Here is an 18,706-nt window from a genome sequence, read left to right as displayed (position 1 = left end):
GACCTGTGCGTGATTTGAGGGAAGTGGCAAATGGCGCACCAGATCAGTGCGCCATCGCACAGTCAGCTCCGCCGCGAACGGATCATGCCGGTGATCTCCAAAGCCCGGTCGAGGATCGGCTGGGCAATCGCATCCGCCCGCTCTGCCCCGTCGCCGAGGATCCGGTCGATCTCGGCCGGATCGGCCATCAACCGCTTCATCTCGGTAGCGATGGGCGCCAGCCGGGCAACGGCCAGATCGGCGAGCGCGGGCTTGAAAGCGCCGAAGCCCTTGCCAGCAAACTCGCCCACCACCGCCTCGGGCGTCTTGTCGGCGAGGGCCGCGTAGATGTTCACGAGGTTCCGCGCCTCGGGCCGGTCCTTTAGCCCCTCAAGGGTTTCGGGCAAAGGCTCTGGGTCGGTCTTCGCCTTCTTCAGCTTCTGCGCGATCGTGTCGGCATCGTCGGTCAGGTTGATGCGGCTTGCGTCCGACGGGTCGGATTTCGACATTTTCTTCGTCCCGTCGCGCAAGGACATGACCCGCGTGGCCGCGCCCTCGATCACCGGCTCGGTGATCGGGAAGAAATCGACGCCATAGTCATGATTGAACTTCGCAGCGATGTCGCGGCACAGTTCCAGATGCTGCTTCTGATCCTCGCCCACCGGCACGTGGGTCGCATGGTAAAGCAGGATGTCAGCGGCCATGAGCGACGGATAGGCGAAAAGACCAAGGCTTTCCGCCTCGGCGTTCTTGCCTGCGGTCTTGTCCTTCCACTGGGTCATGCGGCCCATCCAGCCCATGCGCGCGACGCAGTTGAAGATCCAGGCAAGCTGGGCATGACCCGCGACCTGCGACTGGTTGAAGAGGATCGAGCGCTTGGGGTCGATCCCTGCGGCGATGAAGCCCGCAGCCGCCTCACGCGTCTGATCGCGCAGCTTCGCCGGGTCCTGCCAGACGGTGATCGCATGCAGATCGACCAGGCAATAGATCGTCTCGATCCCCTCGTCCTGCTTTTCGACAAACCGCTTCAAGGCACCCAGATAATTGCCGAGCGTCAGACCGCCGGACGGCTGGATCCCCGAAAAGATCCGGGGTTTGAACTTTGCGGCGGCATTCATCGGGCAGGCTCCGGCTGGATTTTGGGTCTGGGCTGGCGTATCGCATGGGCGAGGGGGCCGTCAACAAGACCCCGAGGAGGGAGAGCGCATGCAGGATTATCAGGAACCGCCGTTCAACCCGGTGCCGCCGGTGGTCTGGGCTGTCCTTCTGCCGATCATCGCCGTCGAGGTGGTGCTGAGCCTCGGGTCTTCGGGATATGTCGGCGGAACTGGTGCCATAGGCTGGCGGCAAGAGGCGCTGCAGATGTTCGCGCTCTCGCCGCAGATGCTGGACGAGATGCTGGCGCGGGGCAGCTGGAACAGCGATTACGCCATGCGCTTCGTGACCTATATGTTCGTCCACGCGAGCTTCGTGCATGCGCTCTTTGTCGCGATCTTCACGCTGGCACTCGGCAAGATGGTGGCAGAGGTCTTCCGGCCGCTAGCGTTCCTCCTGATCTTCTTCGGATCAGGCCTTACGGGGGCGCTTGTCTATTCGCTGGTTCCGGGGCTCGAGCGATGGCTGATCGGCGGTTATCCGGCGGCTTACGGGCTGATCGGCGCCTTCACCTTCCTGATCTGGGCGCGGCTCCGCTCGACCGGCGACAATTCGGCACGCGCCTTCCTGCTTATCGGCATGCTTCTGGGGTTGCAGCTTCTCTTCGGCATGCTCTTCGGCGGCACGCCCGACTGGATCGCCGATCTGGCGGGTTTCGCCGCGGGCTTTGGCCTGTCATTCCTTCTGGTGCCGGGCGGGCCGCAACAGGTCCTGGCCCGCCTCCGCCGCCGGTAACGCTCATCGTCGCACTCCGTGCGCTCTTCGCTCCCGACGAGCCCCGAAGGGGAACGAGGAGGCGCGCCTGCCTGGTGTCCCGGGGCCCTACCTCAACGCGGCGTCTTTGCCAGACCCGCGCGCAGGTCCGACGGCCGGAAGGCGCCGGTCAGCAGGGCGGCAATCCCGTAGACCGCAAAGCCGGAGAGACAGAGCAGCGCCAGCGCCCAGTAACGGTGGCCCGCCTGCCCAAGCTCGCCCTCAAGCCAGGCGGCGGCAAACCACAGGAAGAGGCCCATCAGGGCCGATGACAGAACGATCCGCCAGGCGCGGGACCACATCCGCTGATCGCCTCGCGCCGCCTCGCCCATGGCCCGTGTCCCCCACCAAAGCTGCGCGACCATCACCCAGCCCGAAAGCGTCGTGCCGATCGCGGCGGCGATGAAGCCGCAGTAGGGTGCCAGCCCGATCGCAAGGCCCGCGTTCACCACCATCGACAGGACCGCGAAGAGGAACGGCGTTCGCGTGTCTTCGCGGGCAAAATAAAGCGGCTGCAGCACCTTCTGCAGCACGAAGGCCGGCAGGCCCGCGCCATAGACCGCCAGCGCCAGCGCCGTCGCGGCACTATCCTCGGGTCCGAAGGCGCCGCGCTCGTAGAGGACAGAGATCAGCGGCAGCGGGATCACCACCAGCGCCACGGCGGCGGGTAGCGTCAGAAACAACGCGAATTCCGTCGCGCGCGACAAGGCGTGACGGCTGCCGCCCACGTCGCCCGCCTTCAGCCGGCGCGAGATGTCGGGCAGAAGCACAATGCCGATGGCGATGCCGACGACGCCGAGCGGCAACTGGTAAAGCCGGTCTGCGTAAGAGAGCCAGGCAATCGCGCCCTCGAAGAACGACCCGACCTGACGGCCGACCAAGAGGTTGATCTGAACAACGCCCCCCGCCAGCACCGCCGGAAAGGCGATGGACAAGAGCCTGCGGATATCGGGCGAGAGCGTCGGGCGGCGAAAGCGCAGCGGATAGCCCATCCGCGCCGCCGCGACCCAGACGAGCGCCAGTTGCGCAAATCCGGTGACGGGCGTCGCCCAAGCCATGGTCAGCCCCATGTCCCAGCCCGCCCGATCGGCCCAGACCATGGCGGCGATGAAGATCAGGTTCAGAAGCACCGGCGCGCCCGCCGCCGCAATGAACCGCCCGCCCGCGTTCAGAAGGCCCGAGAGGAGCGCCGTCAGCGAGATGAGCAGGATATAGGGGAAGCAGATGCGCCCATATTCGGTGGCGATCGCCAGCCGTTCGTCCCCGGCAAAGCCGCTTGCCATGGCAAGCACCAACCAGGGCATCAGGATCATCGCGACGATGGAGAAAAGCGTGACAACCAGCGCCAGCCCAGTCATCGCATCCTCGGCGAAGGTCCTCGCATCCTCGCCGCCCTCGAGCTTTTTCGAGAAGATCGGCACGAAGGCGGTGTTGAACGCCCCTTCGGCAAAGAACCGGCGGAACATGTTGGGCAACGAAAAGGCAACGAGGAAGGCTTCTGCCACCGGCCCGGTGCCCAGATAGTTCGCCGTTAGCACATCGCGCGCAAAGCCCGCAATGCGCGACAAGAGCGTCCAGGCTCCAACGGTCAGGAAGCCCCTGACCAGACGGATCGGTTTCATCGGCTCAGCTCGCCTCGGCCCTCTCCGCGCCTTCCGTAATGGCGGCACGCAGTTTCTTTTCCAGGCTCTCTTGCTTCAGCTTGCTGTGCAGTTTCAAGCCGAACATGTCTTTCACATAGAAACTGTCGACCACCTGCGCCCCGTAAGTCGCAATCACCGCGCTCGCGATATAGATATTGTTGGACGCCAAAGTCCGCGTCAGATCGTAGAGCAGGGCAGGGCGGTCGCGGGTATCGACCTCGATGATCGTATAGATGTCCGAGCCCTCATTGTCGAAGGTGACATGGGTCGGAAAGCGGAACTGGCGCTCGCTCTTCTTGATCTTGTCGCGGTCCTTCAAGGCCTCGCGCGCCACAACCTCGCCCTTCAGGATCTTCTCGATCGTCTGTTTCAGGCGTGGAATGCGGGCCGGATCGTAGGGATGGCCATCGCCATCCTGCACCCAGAAGATCGCCGTCGCATAGCCGTCCTTCGACGTATAGGTCCGCGCATCGACGACGTTGGCGCCCGAAAGCGCCAGCGCGCCCGCGAGCCGCGAGAAGATGCCCGGATGGTCGGCCAGCGCAAAACAGGCGCGCGTCGCGTCGTGATCGTGGTCAGGCTCGATATCGATGCGGATCTCGTCGTCGGGGATGTCCTTCAGAAGACGCGCGAAGATTTTGTGGGCGCCGGTCGAAAGCCCCTGCCAGTAGGGGTCGTAATGCCGCCCCGTCTCGGCGCGCAGCTCTTTCGCGTCCCAGTCGGGCAAGGCCTCGCGCAGGCTTCGCTTCGCTTCATCGGTACGCTTTTCGCGGTTCACGCTTTCGAGGCCCGATTCCAGCGCTACCGTCGTGTCGGCATGAAGGCGACGCAGAAGCATGGCCTTCCAGTTGTTCCAGGTGTTCGGCCCCACGCCTCGGATGTCGCAGACCGTCAGCACCGTCAGCAAGTCGAGCCGCTTCTTGGTCTTCACCACCTTGGCGAAATCGCGGACCGTGCGCGGATCGCCGATATCGCGTTTCTGCGCCATGTCGGACATGAAGAGGTGATAACGCACCAGCCATTCGACCGTCTCGCATTCCTCGGCCGTCAGGCCAAGGCGCGGGCAGACCCGCCGGGCGATCTGCGCGCCGAGGATGGCATGATCCTCCGGCCGCCCCTTGCCGATGTCATGCAAAAGAAGCGCCACATACAGAACCTTGCGGTTCACGCCCTCCTCGAGAATCGAGGACGACAGCGGCAGTTCCTCGATCAACTCCCCCCGCTCGATCTGCGCGAGGATCGAGATCGTCTGGATCGTATGCTCGTCGACCGTGTAGTGGTGGTAGACGTTGAACTGCATCATCGCGACGATCGGCTCGAATTCCGGCAGGAAGGCCGCAAGCACGCCCAGCTCGTTCATCCGACGTAGCGCCCGTTCGGGGTTGCCGTGCTTCAGCATCAGGTCAAGGAAGATGCGCACCGCCTCCCGGTCCTCGCGCATTTCGTCGTCGATGAGGTCGAGGTTTGCGGCAATCACACGCATGGCTTCGGGATGGATCAGCACGCCCGACCGCAAGGCCTCTTCGAAGATCAGAAGAAGGTTCAGCTTGTCGGCAATGAACGTCTTCGGATCGGCGATGTTCAACCGTCCGCGGTCGATGACATAGCCCGCAGGCAGCTTCCTGCGCCGCCTCAGAAGCCCCACAAGCGAGGCCTCGCGCTTCAGGTGCCGTGCTTCCATAGCGGTCAGAAAGACCCGCGTCAGCTCTCCCACCCGCGTGGCATGGCGGAAATAATCCTGCATGAAATGCTCAACGCCGCGCCTGCCGCCTGCATCCTGATATCCCATGCGCGCCGCCACCTCGACCTGCATGTCGAAGGACAGCTTGTCCGACGCCCGCCCGGCGATCCGGTGCAGATGAGAGCGCACGGCCCAGAGGAAATCCTCGGCTGCGGCGAAATTCTCATATTCCTCGCGTCGGAACACGCCCTCCGCCACCAGTTCCGCCGCCTTGCCGACACCGTGGATATATTTGCCGATCCAGTAGAGCGTCTGCAGATCGCGCAGGCCCCCCTTGCCCTCTTTCACGTTGGGTTCCAGCACATAGCGCTGGCCACCCTGCCTTTTGTGGCGCTCGGAGCGTTCATCTAGCTTGGCTTCGATGAACTCGCGCCCCGTGGTGCGGAACAGATCCTGCCTCAGCCGGTGGCGCAACTCGACCGCCAGCCGTTCTTCGCCCGCAAGGAAACGGTGCTCCAGCAGCGCGGTGCGGATCGTGTAATCTTCTTTCCCGAGGCGCAGGCAATCCTTCACCGTGCGGCTCGCATGGCCGACCTTCAGCTTCAGGTCCCACAGGATATAGAGCATCGTCTCGATGACGCTCTCGGCCCAGCCGGTCATCTTGTAGGGGGTCAGGAACATAAGGTCGATGTCGGAGAAGGGCGCAAGCTCCATCCGACCGTAGCCCCCGACGGCAATCGCGGTCAGCTGTTCCGCCCGGGTCGGGTTCGGCGCCGGGTGCAGGACTTCGGTCGCCAGCATGAAGGTCGCGCGGATCGTGGCGTCCGCCAGCATGGCACGGGCCCGCACCGCCTCGCGCGCCCGGCGCGGCGCCGCGTCAAACGCCGCCTCGATAGCCGCGCCCGCTTCCCTTCGCGCGGCGGCCAGCGCCTGCACGACCAATTGGCGCTGCTCGCGCGGGTCGGAAAGCTGTTTCAGCGCGTCGCGCAGCGGCGCCGTGAAAGCCGACGTGTCATAGATCGGATGCGCGAGCACCCGGCCATTCACGCTTGGCGCGTCATGGGTTTTGAGGTCAGAATCCGGCGCCACCGAAGCTTCTCGGGGCGGGATCGACGATCGTGTAGCTGCCGTTCTGGATCTGGGCGATGGCAAGGCCGCGCTGGTTGGTACCGTCGCCCATCAGCCGGAAGATGCCGTTCACGCCGACATAGCCCGCACCCTGTGTCAGCGCCGTACCCGAGAACGGGTTGGGCTGGCCTGATTTCACCAGCGCGCCGATGGCCGCCACGCCATCATAGGCAAGTCCAGCGATCGGATGGGGCAGATTGCCGTATTTCGCGGTGAAGCGGCTCTGGAAGGCGGTGTTCATGCCCGGATCGGGCAGGGCGAACCAGCCGCCCTGCAGGCCCGGAAGGCTCAGCGTCGCGGGCGGGATGTCCCAGCGCGTGAGGCCCGCATACTGGATCGAGGTCGGGCCAAGACCCGCCTGCGGCAGCGTTTCGGCCAGCAGCGGCAGCGCGCCCGCGCTGTCGGCGGTGAAGAACAGGCTCTGCGCGCCGGTCGACCGCGCCGTCGCGACAATGGTCGGGATCGCGGCTGTGACGCCGGGCCCGGAGAATTCATAGGGCACCGTGCCCACGATCTTCGCGCCCGAACCCGCCGCCGCGCGCGTGACTGCCCGCCCGCCAAGGTCGCCCTGCGGGGTCTTGTCCTGCACGATCAGGATATTGCCCTTACCCTGACGCGCCGCGTAGCCCGTCAGCCGTTGGGCCGCGTTCTGGAAGGTCGGGCCAAGGACGAAGACATTGCCGCCCGCAATATCGGTGTTGTTCGAGAACGAGAGGACATTGACCCCATTGCCCTTCACCGCGACGCCCGCCGCATTGGCGCTGTCGCCGAACACCGGACCGAGGATGATGACCGCGCCGTCAGTGACCGCCTGGTTCGCCATCTGGGCCGCAAGCGAAGGATCGGCGCCCGCATTGTAGACGCGCAGGTCGATATCGACGGTGCCAGACAGATCGGCAATCGCCATCTCGGCAGCCTGCTTCAGGTCGCGCGCCAGAATGTCGTCGCCCGCATTGCCGCTGCCTGACGGCAAGAGCAACGCGACCGGCACCGGTTTGGTCGGGTCCCAGCCGGGGCCCCGGCTTGCCGTCGGCAAGGGTTCGCAGGCCGCAAGTGCCAGCGCGACTGCCGACGCGGCCAGAGGTTTCAGGAACTTGCGGCGGCTGAGCGAAACAGACAACATAAACGAAACCTCTTCTGGTCCTGATGCTGGAAGGCTGGTTCGAACCTACGGCTTTCCCCGCGTGAAGTAAACGCGCGAGCGGAAACACTGTTCCGGAGACGTCACATGAGCGGCCCCTCGCCGAAAACCGCAGCGAAGCTGCCGCCCGGCCTGCATTTCATCGCCACGCCCATCGGCGCCGCGCGCGATATCACCTTGCGCGCGCTCGATATTCTGGCGGGCGCCGATGTTCTGGCGGCCGAGGATACCCGCACGCTCCGCCATCTCATGGATATCCACGGCGTGGCGCTCGGCTCCCGCCCGCTCGTTGCCTATCACGACCATAATGGCGAGGCGGCGCGCCCGCGGCTTCTGGCTTACATGGCCGAGGGCAAATCGGTCGCCTATGCCTCAGAGGCAGGCACGCCGCTTGTCGCCGATCCGGGCTTTCAGCTTGGCCGGGCCGCGATCGCCGCCGGCCACTCGGTGCTCGCTGCGCCTGGGCCATCTGCGGTCCTCGCCGCGCTGACCGTCTCGGGCCTGCCGTCTGACCGCTTCCTCTTCGCGGGCTTTGCCCCCCCCGCCGCCAAGGCGCGCCGCGACTGGCTGGCCGATCTGTCGCAGGTGCAGGCGACGCTCATCTTCTACGAATCGCCCAACCGCCTTGCCGACTTCCTTGCTGCGGCGAGCGAAGTCATGGGCGGAGACCGCCGCGCCGTCGTCTGCCGCGAGCTGACCAAGAAATTTGAGGAAGTGATCCGCGCGCCCCTGTCCGACCTCGCCGACCGGTTCCGCGACAGCGCCGTGAAGGGCGAGATCGTGGTCCTGATCGACCGGCCGGGCGAACGCCGCTCGGATGAGGGCACGATCCGCGCCGCACTTGCGGACGCGCTGGGGCGGATGAAGGTGAAAGAGGCGGCATCCCTGATCGCCGAGCTTCACGGCCTGCCCAAGCGCGAGGTCTATCAGATGGCGCTCGACCTCGCCGGGGCAAAGGACGAATGACCGGCACCATGTCGCACCACGGCGGCCATGCCGCCGAAGAGCAGGTCGAACGCCACTACCTCGGCCGCGGCGCCGTTCCCGCCGCCCGCAACTGGCGCGGCAGCCGCGGCGAGATCGACCTGATCCTGCGCGAAGGCGCACGGGTGGTGTTCGTTGAGGTGAAACGCGCGGAAAGCTTCGCCACGGCCGCCGAACGGCTCGGCCCTGCCCAGATCGCCCGCATCCTCGGCGCGGCAAGCGAGTTTCTCGCAGGCGAACCCTCCGGGCAGGACACCGAGGTCCGCTTCGACCTTGCGCTTGTCGACGGGCAGGGCCGGATCGAGATCATCCCGAACGCCTTCGGCGCCTGAACCCGGCCGGACCGCAGGCCATTGCATCCGCCCGCCCGCTCGGCCATCACTTGGCCCGTCAGCGAAAGGATACCTGCCATGAAGCTCAAGGTCGCCCTGCAGATGGACCCTATCGAACGGGTCAATATCGACGCCGATTCGACCTTCCGGATCGCGTTGGAGGCGCAGGCGAGGGGGCATGAGCTTTTCTATTACACCCCCGACCGGCTCGCCTATCGCGAGGGCCGGGTGCTCGCGCGCGGCTGGCCGCTGACCGTCCGGCGCGAGAAGGGCAACCATTTCACGCTCGGGCCGGAAACCGAGGTCAACCTCGCCGACTGGGACGTGGTCTGGCTGCGCCAGGACCCGCCCTTCGACATGGGCTATATCACCACCACCCATATCCTCGACATGATCCACCCGAAGACCCTGGTCGTGAACGATCCCTTCTGGGTCCGGAACTACCCCGAGAAGCTGCTGGTCCTGAACTTCCCGCATCTGACACCGCCCACGCTCATCGCCCGCGACCTCGCCACCATCCGCGATTTCAAGCACCGCCACGGCGACATCATCCTCAAGCCCCTCTACGGCAACGGTGGCGCGGGCGTCTTCCGGCTCGACCCCAACGACCGCAACCTCGCCTCGCTGCACGAACTCTTTGCCGGCATCAACCGCGAGCCCCTGATCGCACAGAAATACGTCCCCGCCGTGGTGAAGGGCGACAAGCGCATCATCCTTGTCGATGGCGAGCCGGTCGGCGCCATCAACCGCGTCCCCGCCGAAGGCGAGACACGCTCGAACATGCATGTGGGCGGCCGGCCCGAGAAGGTGGGCCTCACCGAGCGCGACCGCGAGATCTGCGCGGCCATCGGCCCGACATTGCGCGAGAAAGGCCAGATCTTCGTCGGCATCGACGTGATCGGCGACTGGCTGACCGAAATCAACGTGACCTCTCCCACCGGCATCCAGGAACTGGAACGGTTCGACGGCACCAACGCCGCCGCGAAGATCTGGGAAGCCATCGAGGCGAAGCGCCGCGCCTGACGGCACGGCGGATCGGCCGGGGACGATCCGCCCCCAGCCGTTCTGGAAATGCCTTAGGACGCGCGCCGCCCGGTGTCCGGCCCGATCGTCGACTTGATCTCGACCACCAGATCGACAGGAAAGCCGCCTTCACGTCCATGGCGACGGATCACCTCTTCGCTTTCGGCTTCGTGGACGCAATAGATCTTGTCGCCCGCCACATAGCTGTGGTGCCATTTGTAGGGCGCATTCAGCCCCGCGACGACGCCGTTCGACTTGGCGGATATTTCGCAAAGCTCGTCGGGCGACAGGGTTTCGGCACCGGGAATGTTTCTTTCGATCAGATACATCGGCATTTGGATTTTCCTTCCTCTCGGTGTTTCGGTGAATCATGTCTGAAGGCCGGTCATGTGCCCCGCCGTTTGCCGAGGGAAAAAATCTTTGCGGGCGTCCCACACGTTTCCACACACGGTGCTAGGATCATCTGAGGCATAGAGCCAAACAGGATGCGCGCCATGCGGCTGAACCTGATCGGCAAACCGGCGATCATTATGGATGACGGGACGCTTGTGCGGGTTCCTGGGCATCAGCCTTGGGCAGTGCTGGCCCGCCTGGTCCTGGCCGACCGGCCCTTGGCGCGGCGCCAGATCGCGGGCGAGCTGTTCAGCGATGCCGATGATCCGCTCGGCGCCCTGCGCTGGTGCCTGGCCGCGCTGCGCAAGGCGCTTGGCCCGAGGACCCTGCGTGGCGACCCGATCGATCTCAATCTGCCCGAAGGTACGGTGGTCGACGTGCGGTCCATCGACAGGGCCGGTTTCGATCTCGACGAACCGGCAGAGTTCCTGCAGGGCGTCGAACCTTCGTCCGGCGCCGAGTTTTCCACCTGGCTTCTCGTTGCACGCGAACAGATTGCCGGACGCCTGCACCAGCATCTTCGCCGGGCGGCAGTCGAGGCATTGGCGCGCGGCAACGCGGACCTTGCGATGCACCAGGCCGAACGGGCCATCCGCCTCAGCCCGCTCGACGAAAGCGGCCACATTCTGCTCGTCAAGGCGCTTGCGATGGCGGGCAAGTCCGACGCGGCCCTTGCCCACATAGGCGCGACCGAAGCCCAGTTTGAAGCAGCCGTCGGCGAGCGGCCATCCCGCGCCCTGCGCCTTGCCGCGCGCAAGACGGTCGGCGATCCGCCCAAGGGCATATCCGAAACGGCGATCATCGATTCCCTGGTGAAGAGCGGCACGGCGGCGGTGTCCGCAGGTGCCGTCGATGCCGGTCTCGACTGCCTGCGCCAGGCCTCCGCCAAGGCGGAGGCTATCGGCGACCACTATCTGATCGCGCGAACCTTCCTAGAGTTGGGATCGGCGCTTGTTCACGCCATCCGCGGCTTCGACGACGAAGGCTCGATCATGCTGCGCCATGCCGCTGACATTGCTGTCGAAGCCGGCTGTTCCGGCATCGCCGCCGCGGCCTTGCGGGAGCTGGGATACGTCGAGGCGCTCGCCGGCCGTCGGCCTGCGGCCGACATCCATCTGAAGCACGCCTTCGACCATGCCGACAACGACGATGACGCGCTGGCGGGCATTCATGCCATGATGGGCTTCAACTTCGTTGATTGGGGTCAGCACCATCTCGGACTGTCCCATTTCGAAAAAGCCATCGACCGCGCCCGGTCCTGCGGCAACCAGCGACGTGAAATCTGGGCGCTCGGCATCGGCGGCTGGGGGCAGTTGCGTGCGGGCAGGGCGGATATTGCCGAGGATTGGCTCACGCGCTGCACGGCCATGTGCGACGACATGCGCTGGCTCGCCTTCCGGCCTTGGCCGCAGGCATTGCTGGTCGAGGCCCGACTTCGGCAAGGCCGGGTCGAGAATTCGGCCGCAGCCACGCTCGACGCTTCCCTTGCCCTTAGCGTCCAGCTGGGCGATCCCTGCTGGGAAGCCGCGACTGCCAGGGCGAAGGCCCTGTTGCACGAGGATCGCGGCGAGCTTGGCGACGCATCCGACTGGCTCGTCCATGCCCGGTCGCGCCTTTGCTCGGTGACCGACCTGTACGCGGCCCTGCTGATAGAAATTCTTTCAGACGAACTCCGGCTCTTTCGGAAGCGGCGCAAGACAGACGAAGCCTCGCTCACGGCGCGCGAGCTGGTCGTTCTGGCGGCGCGCACCCATGCGGACGCCTATCTGGAAGACGCCGTGACATTGCTGCACGGTCCGAACTGATAGCGACACCCTCTTGCTCGGCAGCCCTGCATGGCCGTATCCCGGCCCATGCCCCATTGACCGCCTGACAATTCCCAAGCATATCGCGGCGATCATGACCGAGCTCGCACAGATCCGCAATTTCTCCATCGTGGCCCATATCGACCACGGCAAATCCACGCTTGCTGACCGGCTGATCCAGTCGACCGGCACGGTGGCCGACCGTGACATGAAGGCCCAGCTTCTGGACTCGATGGATATCGAGCGGGAACGCGGCATCACGATCAAGGCCAATACCGTGCGCATCGACTACAAGGCGAAGGACGGCAAGTCCTACGTCCTGAACCTCATCGACACGCCCGGCCATGTCGACTTCGGCTATGAAGTCTCGCGCTCGATGCGCGCGGTAGAAGGCTCGCTCCTCGTCGTCGACGCCTCCCAGGGCGTGGAAGCACAGACGCTCGCCAATGTCTATCAGGCGATCGACGCGAACCATGAGATCGTCCCGGTCCTGAACAAGATCGACCTGCCCGCGGCTGAGCCCGAACAGGTGAAGGCCCAGATCGAGGATGTCATCGGCCTCGACGCCTCCGAAGCCATCCCGATCTCCGCCAAGTCCGGTCTCGGCATCCCCGACGTGCTGGAAGCCATCGTCACGCGCCTGCCCGCCCCGAAAGGCGACCGCAACGCACCGCTGAAAGCCATGCTCGTCGACAGCTGGTACGACGCCTACCTCGGCGTCGTTGTGATGATCCGTGTGATGGACGGCGTCATCCGCAAGGGCGACCGCATCAAGATGATGCAGACCGGCGCGCTTTACGGCGTCGACAGGCTTGCCGTCCTGAAACCCAAGATGACCGACATCGCCGAACTTGGCCCGGGCGAGATCGGCGTCTTCACCGCCTCGATCAAGCAGGTCCGCGACACCCGCGTCGGCGACACGATCACCCATGAACGCAAGGGCTGCGAGACCGCGCTCCCCGGCTTCAAACCCTCGCAGCCCGTGGTCTTCTGCGGCCTCTTCCCCGTCGACGCCGCCGATTTCGAAGCCTTGCGCGACGCGATCGAGAAACTCGCGCTCAACGACGCCTCCTTCTCGACCGAAATGGAAACCTCCGCCGCCTTGGGCTTCGGCTTCCGTATGGGCTTCCTCGGCCTTCTGCACCTCGAAGTCGTCCGCGACCGGCTGGAGCGCGAATATGACCTCGACCTGATCACCACCGCCCCTTCGGTCGTCTTCAAGCTCCACATGAAGGACGGCGAGGTCCGCGACCTCCACAACCCCGCCGACATGCCCGACCTCACCTATGTCGACCATATCGAGGAGCCGCGCATCAAGGCCACGATCATGGTCCCCGACGACTATCTCGGCGATGTCCTCAAACTCTGCCAGGACCGCCGCGGTATCCAGATGGACCTGACCTATGCGGGGAACCGCGCCATGGTCGTCTATGACCTGCCCTTGGCCGAGGTCGTCTTCGACTTCTACGACCGGCTGAAATCGGTGACCAAGGGCTATGCCTCGTTCGACTATCAGATGATGGGCTACCGCGAGGATTGGCTCGTCAAGATGTCGATCCTGGTGAACGACGAACCTGTCGACGCACTCTCGATCATGGTCCACCGCGACCGGGCCGAGGCGCGGGGCCGGGTGATGGTGGAGAAGCTCAAGGAGCTGATCCCCCGCCACATGTTCAAGATCCCGATCCAGGCGGCCATCGGCGGCCGGGTGATCGCGCGCGAGACCCTGTCGGCGATGAGGAAGGACGTGACGGCCAAATGTTACGGCGGGGACGCGACGCGCAAGCGCAAGCTTCTCGACAAGCAGAAGGCCGGCAAGAAGAAGATGCGGCAGTTCGGGAAAGTTGAGATTCCGCAGGAAGCGTTTATCAATGCGTTGAAGATGGATGGGTGAAAGATGGATGCGAAGTGGCTCGAGTTGTTAAAAGCCAGTGGCTGGCAACTGGGTGCACTGTCTCTTTCACTCGCGGCTTTTTGGGCACTTATCAAGTTCGGCGTGTTGCCAGCGATAGACATGCCTCTGATTGTGTATGGCCTTCCGCTTGCGGTATTGGTGACTGGGTTCCTTGCATTGTTTGGCGCCGCTGAACAAGGGGCTGGTGTTCTCGCGGAAAAGAGGCGCAAGGCGGTCGCCGAGCGCGATCAGCAAAAGAAATTGCAAAATCAGAAGGATGAGCTGGCGGCGTATTTGCCGTTCCTCACCGATCGCGAGAAGAGAATACTTGGTTACCTGCTTCATAACAGTCAGAAAACCTTTACGGCTCACATTGACGGAGATTTAGCTGCATCTTTGTATAACCGCGGTTTTGTAAAGCTGCTTGCAAAACCCGGACAACATGTCTCGCAGATACACGCGTCTTTTGGGGTGCCAGATCACCTCTGGGAGGTTTTGGAAGCGAACAAGAAATGCTTCCCTAAAGACCTCAAGCAGCCGGTCGGCAGAAGTAGGCCGTGGCATTCAGGGATGATATGAAGCTATCGTGGCGAGCGTAGAGGGTTGTCATCCCACGCTTGTTGCAACTTTCGCCAATGTCGATGTCAGCGAGCGTAGGGTGGGTGCTAACCCACCATTCTCCATCATCCCGTCGCCAACGGTGGGATTCACCCACCCACACTCCCAAAGCGCGGGGCCAGCGCACCGCGCAACCCGTGACCGGCCTCCGCCATCCCGGCCGTGCTCCTGAAGCACGGCCGGCGCCCGCCCTCCGGGCGGCGGGCGCACGCGCACCCGCCAGGGGTGATGAGGGGTTAGAAACGTGCCAGTGGCACGTTTCCCCGAAGAACGCCGCGCCCGTGGCGCGGCCGGGTGGCGCCGTCCGTGCCCCAATCGTCCGGCTGCGCGGATACCCCCTTGGCCCTTCCTCGCGTCAGGGCCAATCGGACCGGGTAACGTGCCACTGGCGCGTTCCCTGCCGGTCCTCGGCGCCCCTTACCTTACGTCACACGCCACGCCCAATCTGTGCTATCCTGCCCTCGCGTCACAGGACCGATGACAACCCGGGCGCTGTGTCCGGGGGCGGTCCGTGGCCCAAAGGGGGATACTGCAATGGCACGCTATATCATCACCGGCAGCTATACGCCCGCCGCCATGAAGGGCATGATCGCCAAGCCGAGCGATCGGGAAAAGGCGGTTTCGGCCCTCATCGCCGGGGGCGGGGGCAAGCTGGAAAGCTTCTATGTGACGACCGGCGACACAGATTTCATGGTGGTCGCGCAGAGCGACGACCTGGCCGGACTGCTGGCGTCGCTGATGGTCACCGGCGCGTCAGGTGCGGTATCGGGGTTGAAGACGGTGCAGGCCTTCACCTCCAAGGAATTCCTTGCCGCCCAGAAAGCGGCTGCCGGCATCGCCGCCAAATACAAGGCGCCCAACTAGTCACCGAACGAGGCGCGGACGCGCCCTTGACCAACCGGCGTTCCCCTCTCTCAGTGGTGGAGGGAGGGGACACCAGCCGCAGTCTGCGCTTGACTGCGCAGTCGGCGCGATACCTTCACGTCGCCTCATAACTGGGCCGAATCCAATCGGTAATCTGGTTCTCCACAGGATATCCACAAGGAAAATCAACATCTTATCCCCCGGAATCTTGCCCGGCCCCGCGATTTTTCCTTGCGCGACTCACCCTTTAGACCCGACCCTTTCCTTACCGCACCGGATCGCAAGACACCGGACGGGCGCAACGGCCTCCGGGGCGCGTGCGGGTGGGAAGGTCGGGTGCAAGCCCGGGTCGGACCCCCGAAAGCGAACGGACGAGCGCAGGTGCAAAGGGTCTCATGACCCCAAGGATCGGCGGGGAAAAGGGCGATGCGGCTGCGAAGGGTTTTCGGACCTGACGTGGCAGGGGTTCTCATGAATCCCAGATGCGGGAAACCCGGCAACGGGCGGACCCATCAGGAAGGCGTCAGGGGGGTCGCAAGACCCATGCAAGGACCGCGTCCGAGCACCTGGCGCCTTTTCTGATTCTCCCACCAAAAGAAACGGGACCCGCCATCGCTGGGGGTCCCGTTCCCGTCAGGGATACTTTCCGCGTCCGTAGCACCTGTGCCCGATCCATAGCGCGGATCGGCCCTGCGTTCAACCATATCCTGCGGGGCAGGGGCCTTTGCCCCCCACATCTTTGTCCGTCACCCAGCTCTTGCGGTCGGCGGCGGCCCCGCCGCCAGTGCCGGGGCCGCAGGCCTTACCCGTTCCTTGCGCCGCCGCCAGATGCTGTCGGGACGGATGCCATACGCCTGCGGGACGGATGCGGGACGGAGGCTGGCACCCGATTTTCTTAAGGGTCCGTTAACCATGACCCGTCACTCTGGCACCATGCGTCTGCTGATCCTGCCCCTTTTCCTTGCCGCCTGCGGCGCCTCCCCGGCCCCGCAATTCTTCGGTGCCACCCGGCATGAGGTGACGAAGGGCGGGGTGGATTTCGTGGTTTTTCAAAAGGATAGCTGTGCAGAGGTCGTGCGCCTCGGCTATCTGACCCGCGCCGAACGCGCCCCCGTGCCGCAGCTGATGGAGGCGGCGGTCGAGGAGGCGACCGGCTGCCGCGTGGTTCCCGGATCGATGGTCACCGGTCTGCCGGGGGATACGGGCGAGGCAAAGTTCCGCCTAACCTGCTGAGATCACTTCAGAAAAGCCCTGAGAGCCGCCTCGAATTCCCGCGGCTTTTCGGCATGCAGCCAGTGCCCGGCACCCGGAATCTTGGCCATCACCGCGCTCGGAAACAGCTTCTTAATCCCCGCCCGGTACTCTGGCCGCATGTAGTCAGATGCAGCCCCCGACAGAAACATGACTGGCCCGTCATATGTACCGCTCACCCCCTCCGGCCAGCCGACGATCTTGTCCATCTCGGCGTCAAGGACCGGCAGGTTCAGCCTCCAGCGTGGAGGTTCCTCTTTAAGATCAAGGGATTGCAGCAGGAATGCCCGCGTCCCCGGATCGGTTACCGAAGTCTGAAGCCGCCGGTCGGCCTCGCTACGCGCCGTTAATCCCTCAAGGTCCAGCGCCTGCATCGCATGGACAAGATGCCGGTTAGAATGGCCGTAAGCCACCGGCGCAATGTCGGCCACGACCAGCCGGTACACCAGTTCCGGCCGCGTCAGCGCCAGCATCATCGCGGCCTTTCCCCCCATGGAATGCCCGACGACATCCATGGATCTGCCTTCGCTTTCAATGACTTCGGCAATATCATCCGCCATGTCATGATAGCTCTGCGTCGCCGCCCGGAAACTTTCGCCATGATTGCGCTGATCGACTGCCACCACCCGGCGGTCCGCTGCCATCCGCTTCTGGATCGCCCCCCAGTTCCGCGCCGAACCAAAAAGCCCATGCACGATCAACAGGGGCGGAAAGGCGCCATCGTTTCCAGCCTCGATCCGGTTCAGCATCGCGGACAATCCCCCCTTCCCCCTGCTGGGGATTCGGTCTTAACCTGCCTGTCCGGGGGTAAACGACATGTCGATCTCAGTCCAGCAGATGGCCGACCGCGTGGCCGAACTGATGGAGGCGCGGCTCAGGGTAAAGGGCGAGGGGCTTGCGGCCAAGCTCCGCCGTGGCGGGCGGCATCTGCCGCGCAAGGTGCTGGCGGCGGCCGAGGCGCTGGCCCGGCAGGCCGAGATGGCGACGATACCGCGCCTGCAGATGCAGGTCGATCCGGAGGAAGCGGCCGAGGCCTATGACGCCTGCGTGCGCTATCTCAAGCCGCTCGGCGCGGGCGCACGCCGTCGGGCTCTGCTGTGGCAGATGACCACCGCGATCGCCACGGGCCTTTTTGTCACGCTTGTGGCGCTGGCCGCGACTCTCGCCTGGCGCGGCTTTCTTTGAGCGGGTCGCGTACCACGAGCGTCACGGTCACGAAACTGACGTAGAGCAGAAGGTACCAGGAGCCCATCTTGGCAAGGCTCACCATCTGGCCAGCGTGCTGGCCGCCATAAAGCCAGGTTCCGGTCTGTGTGCCGATATTCTCGGCCAGCCACAGGAAGCCGCTGGTGAGGAACGCAGCAAGGGGCAGCGGCATCCAGTAGTCGTGCCGAGCGATGCGGAACCAGATGCGGGTGCGCGCATAAAGCAGGATCGTGGCGGCGAAGAGGCCAAGCCGCATGTCCGGCAGAAAATGGTGGGCGAAGAAATTCGCATAGATGGCGAGGGCCAGAACCACCGTCGTCCAGAAAGGCGGATAGGGCGCAAAGCGCATGTCGAAGAGGCGAATAACGCGGGCCATGTAACTGCCGACGGACGCATACATGAAGCCGGAAAAGAGCGGCACGTCGAGGATCTTGAAGAGCCCGGGCTCCGGGTAGGCCCAGGAGCCCGCACCCACCTTGAACCATTCCATCACCGTGCCGGTGAGATGGAAGAGCAGGATCACCCGCGCCTCCGCCCAGGTCTCAAGCCGCGCCCAGAGGAACAGCGCCTGCACAGCGACCGCGAAAAGGAAAAGCGCATCATAGCGGGCGATCGGCCAGTCCGCCTGCCACATGGCCCTGGTGATCAGCAGCGCCGCCAGCAGCAGTCCGCCGAAGAGGCAGGCCCAGGCCTGTTTCAACCCGAACATCACGAATTCCGCGAGCGCGAAAGGCAGGCGGGCGCGGGCCCAGTCGCCGAGCGCGCGCTCGATCCGGTCGGTGGTACGGTGCATGCACTCTTCCTCGATCCTCAATCGCCTTCTGGCACGGGATCGGCGGCTGGTCCAGCGCGCAGC

Annotated in this window: 17 protein-coding genes; 10 read left to right on the top strand and 7 right to left on the bottom strand. The window is 64.6% G+C overall.

The annotated features are described in order from the left end of the window. Positions 1 to 62 precede the first annotated feature (62 nt). Positions 63 to 1,097, bottom strand: a complete 1,035-nt coding sequence (trpS, locus tag OU426_RS04890) for a tryptophan--tRNA ligase (protein ID WP_267632731.1) — start codon at positions 1,095 to 1,097, stop codon at positions 63 to 65. Between the two features lie 88 nt (positions 1,098 to 1,185). Between trpS and OU426_RS04885 the strand changes: the two genes are divergently transcribed. Then, a complete protein-coding gene (locus tag OU426_RS04885; RefSeq protein ID WP_267632730.1) occupies positions 1,186 to 1,869 on the top strand; it encodes a rhomboid family intramembrane serine protease in 684 nt (227 codons plus the stop codon). A 92-nt stretch (positions 1,870 to 1,961) separates the two neighbouring features. Here OU426_RS04885 and murJ read toward each other — a convergent pair whose 3' ends face one another. From murJ to OU426_RS04870, 3 genes are read right to left on the bottom strand one after another with little or no spacing between them, the layout of a single operon-like run. Beyond that, the gene (gene murJ, locus OU426_RS04880; protein WP_267632729.1) at positions 1,962 to 3,509 is read right to left on the bottom strand and encodes a murein biosynthesis integral membrane protein MurJ; all 1,548 of its coding nucleotides are present in this window, start codon (positions 3,507 to 3,509) and stop codon (positions 1,962 to 1,964) included. 4 nt (positions 3,510 to 3,513) lie between these two features. After that, positions 3,514 to 6,300, bottom strand: coding sequence for a [protein-PII] uridylyltransferase (locus OU426_RS04875; protein ID WP_420712566.1), 2,787 nt, complete (start codon positions 6,298 to 6,300; stop codon positions 3,514 to 3,516). Next, positions 6,284 to 7,462, bottom strand: a complete 1,179-nt coding sequence (locus OU426_RS04870) for a penicillin-binding protein activator (protein WP_267632728.1) — start codon at positions 7,460 to 7,462, stop codon at positions 6,284 to 6,286. Before OU426_RS04870 ends, OU426_RS04875 begins: the two co-directional genes overlap by 17 nt. 105 nt (positions 7,463 to 7,567) lie before the next feature. On the opposite strand from OU426_RS04870, the gene rsmI reads away from it, so the two are divergent. The 3 genes from rsmI (at position 7,568) to gshB (ending at position 9,819) form a co-directional block, all read left to right on the top strand. After that, positions 7,568 to 8,446, top strand: a complete 879-nt coding sequence (gene rsmI / locus OU426_RS04865; protein WP_267632727.1) for a 16S rRNA (cytidine(1402)-2'-O)-methyltransferase — start codon at positions 7,568 to 7,570, stop codon at positions 8,444 to 8,446. Next, positions 8,443 to 8,796, top strand: coding sequence for a YraN family protein (locus tag OU426_RS04860; protein WP_267632726.1), 354 nt, complete (start codon positions 8,443 to 8,445; stop codon positions 8,794 to 8,796). The genes rsmI and OU426_RS04860 overlap by 4 nt, the downstream gene beginning before the upstream one ends. A 78-nt stretch (positions 8,797 to 8,874) precedes the next feature. Next, complete coding sequence (gshB, locus tag OU426_RS04855) at positions 8,875 to 9,819, top strand: glutathione synthase (protein ID WP_267632725.1); 945 nt, start codon at positions 8,875 to 8,877, stop codon at positions 9,817 to 9,819. A 53-nt stretch (positions 9,820 to 9,872) separates the two neighbouring features. On the opposite strand, the gene OU426_RS04850 is transcribed toward gshB, so the two are convergent. Further along, positions 9,873 to 10,154, bottom strand: a complete 282-nt coding sequence (locus OU426_RS04850) for a DUF4242 domain-containing protein (RefSeq protein ID WP_267632724.1) — start codon at positions 10,152 to 10,154, stop codon at positions 9,873 to 9,875. Positions 10,155 to 10,313: 159 nt separating this feature from the next. Here OU426_RS04850 and OU426_RS04845 point away from each other — a divergent pair, with 159 nt between their 5' ends. The 5 genes from OU426_RS04845 to OU426_RS04825 all read left to right on the top strand — a co-directional run bounded on the left by OU426_RS04845 (position 10,314) and on the right by OU426_RS04825 (position 16,626). Next, positions 10,314 to 12,017 carry an ATP-binding protein gene (locus OU426_RS04845; protein ID WP_267632723.1) on the top strand — a complete coding sequence of 568 codons (1,704 nt, stop codon included), beginning with the start codon at positions 10,314 to 10,316 and terminating at the stop codon, positions 12,015 to 12,017. Between the two features lie 94 nt (positions 12,018 to 12,111). After that, complete coding sequence (gene lepA, locus OU426_RS04840) at positions 12,112 to 13,911, top strand: translation elongation factor 4 (RefSeq protein WP_267632722.1); 1,800 nt, start codon at positions 12,112 to 12,114, stop codon at positions 13,909 to 13,911. A gap of 3 nt (positions 13,912 to 13,914) precedes the next feature. Then, positions 13,915 to 14,490, top strand: coding sequence for a hypothetical protein (locus OU426_RS04835; protein ID WP_267632721.1), 576 nt, complete (start codon positions 13,915 to 13,917; stop codon positions 14,488 to 14,490). A gap of 573 nt (positions 14,491 to 15,063) precedes the next feature. Next, positions 15,064 to 15,393: a GYD domain-containing protein gene (locus OU426_RS04830; protein WP_267632720.1), complete on the top strand. Its 330-nt coding sequence runs from the start codon at positions 15,064 to 15,066 to the stop codon at positions 15,391 to 15,393. 912 nt (positions 15,394 to 16,305) lie between these two features. Continuing rightward, the gene (locus OU426_RS04825) at positions 16,306 to 16,626 is read left to right on the top strand and encodes a hypothetical protein (RefSeq protein ID WP_267632719.1); all 321 of its coding nucleotides are present in this window, start codon (positions 16,306 to 16,308) and stop codon (positions 16,624 to 16,626) included. Positions 16,627 to 16,628: 2 nt separating this feature from the next. Here OU426_RS04825 and OU426_RS04820 read toward each other — a convergent pair whose 3' ends face one another. Next, the gene (locus tag OU426_RS04820; RefSeq protein ID WP_267632913.1) at positions 16,629 to 17,393 is read right to left on the bottom strand and encodes an alpha/beta fold hydrolase; all 765 of its coding nucleotides are present in this window, start codon (positions 17,391 to 17,393) and stop codon (positions 16,629 to 16,631) included. A 67-nt stretch (positions 17,394 to 17,460) separates the two neighbouring features. Here OU426_RS04820 and OU426_RS04815 point away from each other — a divergent pair, with 67 nt between their 5' ends. Continuing rightward, entirely contained in the window at positions 17,461 to 17,829 is a 369-nt protein-coding gene (locus OU426_RS04815; protein ID WP_267632718.1) for a hypothetical protein, read from the top strand. On the opposite strand, the gene OU426_RS04810 is transcribed toward OU426_RS04815, so the two are convergent. Continuing rightward, on the bottom strand, positions 17,780 to 18,643 hold the full coding sequence (locus OU426_RS04810) for a DUF817 domain-containing protein (protein WP_267632717.1): 864 nt from the start codon (positions 18,641 to 18,643) through the stop codon (positions 17,780 to 17,782). The two genes, OU426_RS04815 and OU426_RS04810, sit on opposite strands and share 50 nt — an antisense overlap. Positions 18,644 to 18,706 lie beyond the last annotated feature (63 nt).

The organism is Frigidibacter sp. RF13 (genome assembly GCF_026626305.1).
Taxonomy (GTDB): domain Bacteria; phylum Pseudomonadota; class Alphaproteobacteria; order Rhodobacterales; family Rhodobacteraceae; genus TMP-24.
The sequence above is the reverse complement of the archived record's forward strand: the minus strand, read 5'-3'. Positions and strand labels throughout refer to the sequence as shown.

Coding starts and splice junctions, on each gene's coding strand:
- OU426_RS04885 (WP_267632730.1), top strand. CDS start 1,186: ATGCAGGATTATCAGGAACCGCCGTTCAACCCGGTGCCGCCGGTGGTC.
- OU426_RS04820 (WP_267632913.1), bottom strand. CDS start 17,393: ATGCTGAACCGGATCGAGGCTGGAAACGATGGCGCCTTTCCGCCCCTG.
- rsmI (WP_267632727.1), top strand. CDS start 7,568: ATGAGCGGCCCCTCGCCGAAAACCGCAGCGAAGCTGCCGCCCGGCCTG.
- OU426_RS04870 (WP_267632728.1), bottom strand. CDS start 7,462: ATGTTGTCTGTTTCGCTCAGCCGCCGCAAGTTCCTGAAACCTCTGGCC.
- OU426_RS04850 (WP_267632724.1), bottom strand. CDS start 10,154: ATGCCGATGTATCTGATCGAAAGAAACATTCCCGGTGCCGAAACCCTG.
- murJ (WP_267632729.1), bottom strand. CDS start 3,509: ATGAAACCGATCCGTCTGGTCAGGGGCTTCCTGACCGTTGGAGCCTGG.
- OU426_RS04845 (WP_267632723.1), top strand. CDS start 10,314: ATGCGGCTGAACCTGATCGGCAAACCGGCGATCATTATGGATGACGGG.
- OU426_RS04815 (WP_267632718.1), top strand. CDS start 17,461: ATGTCGATCTCAGTCCAGCAGATGGCCGACCGCGTGGCCGAACTGATG.
- OU426_RS04810 (WP_267632717.1), bottom strand. CDS start 18,643: ATGCACCGTACCACCGACCGGATCGAGCGCGCGCTCGGCGACTGGGCC.
- trpS (WP_267632731.1), bottom strand. CDS start 1,097: ATGAATGCCGCCGCAAAGTTCAAACCCCGGATCTTTTCGGGGATCCAG.
- lepA (WP_267632722.1), top strand. CDS start 12,112: ATGACCGAGCTCGCACAGATCCGCAATTTCTCCATCGTGGCCCATATC.
- OU426_RS04830 (WP_267632720.1), top strand. CDS start 15,064: ATGGCACGCTATATCATCACCGGCAGCTATACGCCCGCCGCCATGAAG.
- gshB (WP_267632725.1), top strand. CDS start 8,875: ATGAAGCTCAAGGTCGCCCTGCAGATGGACCCTATCGAACGGGTCAAT.
- OU426_RS04860 (WP_267632726.1), top strand. CDS start 8,443: ATGACCGGCACCATGTCGCACCACGGCGGCCATGCCGCCGAAGAGCAG.
- OU426_RS04825 (WP_267632719.1), top strand. CDS start 16,306: ATGACCCGTCACTCTGGCACCATGCGTCTGCTGATCCTGCCCCTTTTC.
- OU426_RS04835 (WP_267632721.1), top strand. CDS start 13,915: ATGGATGCGAAGTGGCTCGAGTTGTTAAAAGCCAGTGGCTGGCAACTG.